General features: G+C 45.4%; 3 protein-coding genes. All 3 read left to right on the forward strand.

Features of this window, described 5'->3' with window-relative positions:
- The coding region (locus tag AC1DUA_RS33650; protein ID WP_477503875.1) for a DALR anticodon-binding domain-containing protein at positions 1-1,362 on the forward strand (1,362 nt) is incomplete at its 5' end.
- 34 nt (positions 1,363-1,396) lie between these two features.
- On the forward strand, positions 1,397-1,612 hold the full coding sequence (locus AC1DUA_RS33655; protein ID WP_477503876.1) for a hypothetical protein: 216 nt from the start codon (positions 1,397-1,399) through the stop codon (positions 1,610-1,612).
- Positions 1,613-1,702: 90 nt separating this feature from the next.
- Entirely contained in the window at positions 1,703-2,335 is a 633-nt protein-coding gene (locus AC1DUA_RS33660; protein WP_477503877.1) for a hypothetical protein, read from the forward strand.
- Positions 2,336-2,485: the final 150 nt, after the last annotated feature.

Genomic DNA, 2,485 nt, shown 5'->3' on the forward strand with positions numbered 1-2,485 from the left:
GTTGTAGGTATACTTCATACGCAAACCGAGGAGAATTTTCCGCGTTTCGGAGATTTTTGTTGGGAAACCTACGCCAAGGTGAATCAAGTTTATAAAACACAACCAGAGTTAGTCGAGCAGCGTTCTGTGGTGCTTCATGCCATTGAAAGCGGGACATCGAATCTTGCTTGGATGGGCGCACTGGTAGCGGAGCGAATTGTACGTGAGCAGTTGGAGGAAATGAAACAATTCGGTATCACTTATGATGTGCTGGTTTGGGAAAGCAGTATTGTTCGTGCAGGATTTTGGGATACAACCTTCGAACTGCTCAGCAAAACGGAGATGTTTCACAAAGTGACAGAAGGAAAATTGGCAGGCTGCTGGGTGTTGAAAAACCTCGATGAAGGGGGAGAAACGCCAGCAGACAGCCAAGATTTTCAAGGGGATAAAGTGCTTGTTCGTTCCAATGGCATTCTCACCTACACAGCGAAGGATATCGCTTATCACCTGTGGAAATTTGGTCTTTTAGAAAATGATTTTGTATATAAAAAGTGGGAAGACGGCTTATGGTCAACGGCTGCCCAAGGAGGCAAGAAAACCATTGGGCAAGCAGATATGGTCATTAATGTCATTGACTATCGTCAGCAGTATCCGCAAGAAATGGTGAAGCTGGCCCTTGAAGTTCTTGGGTATGAGCAGCAGGCGAGCCAGCTCAAGCATGTAAGCTACGGCGTTGTATCGCTGAGTCCTGATACAGCGGCGGGGCTTGGCCTGGATACTTCCGAAGGTAAAAGCTCCTATGCGATGTCAGGTCGTCAAGGCATTGGCATTAAAGTCGCCGACCTTCTTGATCGCATGGAGAAAGTCATAGATGCTAAGCGTTCAAGAAAAGCGGGAATATCCAGCAGATCCATCGCCGCGGCCTCGATCCGTTACTATTTGCTGAAGTATCAGCTGCAAACGGAAGTGATTTTTGATCTGGAGCAGGCAACAGAGGTGACTGGAAATACTGGCGTTTATTTGCTTTATGCCTACGCAAGAGCGAACCGTATTCTGTACAAAGCGAAGAAAGATGATCGTTTGCAAGCGATTGAAGCCAAGTTTAATGGAACCCTATTGGAAGATCAGGAATACCAGCTGCTGAGGCATATCGCTTACTGGCCGGAAACTTTGGAGAATGCCACCTCGCAATTGGCTCCTAGCTTGATTTGTCATTACGCGTTTGAGTTGGCATCCCTGTTCAATCATTTCTATAGTGCTTGTCCGGTATTAAAAGGGAGCGAAGAAAGTATCTCCCACCGTTTATGGATCACACAAACGGTGAAGGCCACTCTACATGAAGCGCTTGAACTGCTTGGCATGCCGACTCCTAAGCGATTATAAGGATCTTTTTATATAGGCTATTGTGCTCCCTCTTATGTACCAGCGGATACAGCCTGTCAGCACGCTGCATATGCTACAGCAATACACAGCGTTGTTTTGTATGCAGCGCAAATCAAACAAAAAATCGAGCTATAGCAGCGGAAAAACAAAAGTGAGAGTAAGACAATCCGCGAGCGCAACGATTGGTCAAGGAGGGAACTCGATCTCGGTGAATGCTTCTGAGGTTGGCGTCGTCCGCATCCGTCCCTAAAAATGCAACAATAGCTTTCTGATCTGGATCAAATGCGGTACAATAGGAATATTCGTGCCAATATGAATGATTCAGGAGGCTTTTACCACAATGACAGAAAAAGAGATCGAAACACAAACCGAAGAAAATAACGCACAAGATTTGGAACAAGAGCAGGCCCAGATCATTATGACTTGGTTTCAGCACATGAACGAAGTTATGAAGGCGCAATTTCCCGAATATGAAGTCGATGGGCAAATCGGAAATAATCCGACGTATGGCCCGATGTTTGCTTTTACACTTAAAAAAGATGAGAAGTCCACGTCATGTGGGTTTTTCTTAAATGAAATTATGAGAAATTTCCAAACAAATCCGAATGCTGGACTCTGGCTTTCTTCCTTCTTTGTGGACTTGTTGAGAAGCCCGGAGAACCATCCACTTCCTAATCCGCCGCAAACGGAAGATCAGGCGAAAGAATTGCTGGATAAACATATTGTTCCTTACTGCGCATCAGCTGTTCGTGAAGAATTCCCAGATCAAAAGATCTATGTTGATCTAGAGCTTCATGAGGAGCATGGCCCGGTTCTAGAAGCCGGCTTCGTTGCTGTTCAAGATGGCAATAACACTTGCGCCCTTCCTTTGCAATATTTAATGACGTTATTCTTATTGAACCGTGATCCAGCTGAACCTCTGATTCAAGCGATGTACCGCTTGTACGAAGAAAATAATCTAGGTCAAGCCTAATAGGTACTATATCCGCTCATAGTGGAAACAGCGCACTACTGGGTTCGTGAGCTCGAATACTAACATAAAAGGACCGTCAGGAGGAATTACTTCCCTGACGGTTTTTCTTGATCAATGCCCAAGCGACTTATAATCGGCATAGCTCCGTAT

This window comes from Paenibacillus sp. 01T422 (assembly GCF_056398785.1).

Coding starts and splice junctions, on each gene's coding strand:
- AC1DUA_RS33660 (WP_477503877.1), top strand. CDS start 1,703: ATGACAGAAAAAGAGATCGAAACACAAACCGAAGAAAATAACGCACAA.
- AC1DUA_RS33655 (WP_477503876.1), top strand. CDS start 1,397: ATGTACCAGCGGATACAGCCTGTCAGCACGCTGCATATGCTACAGCAA.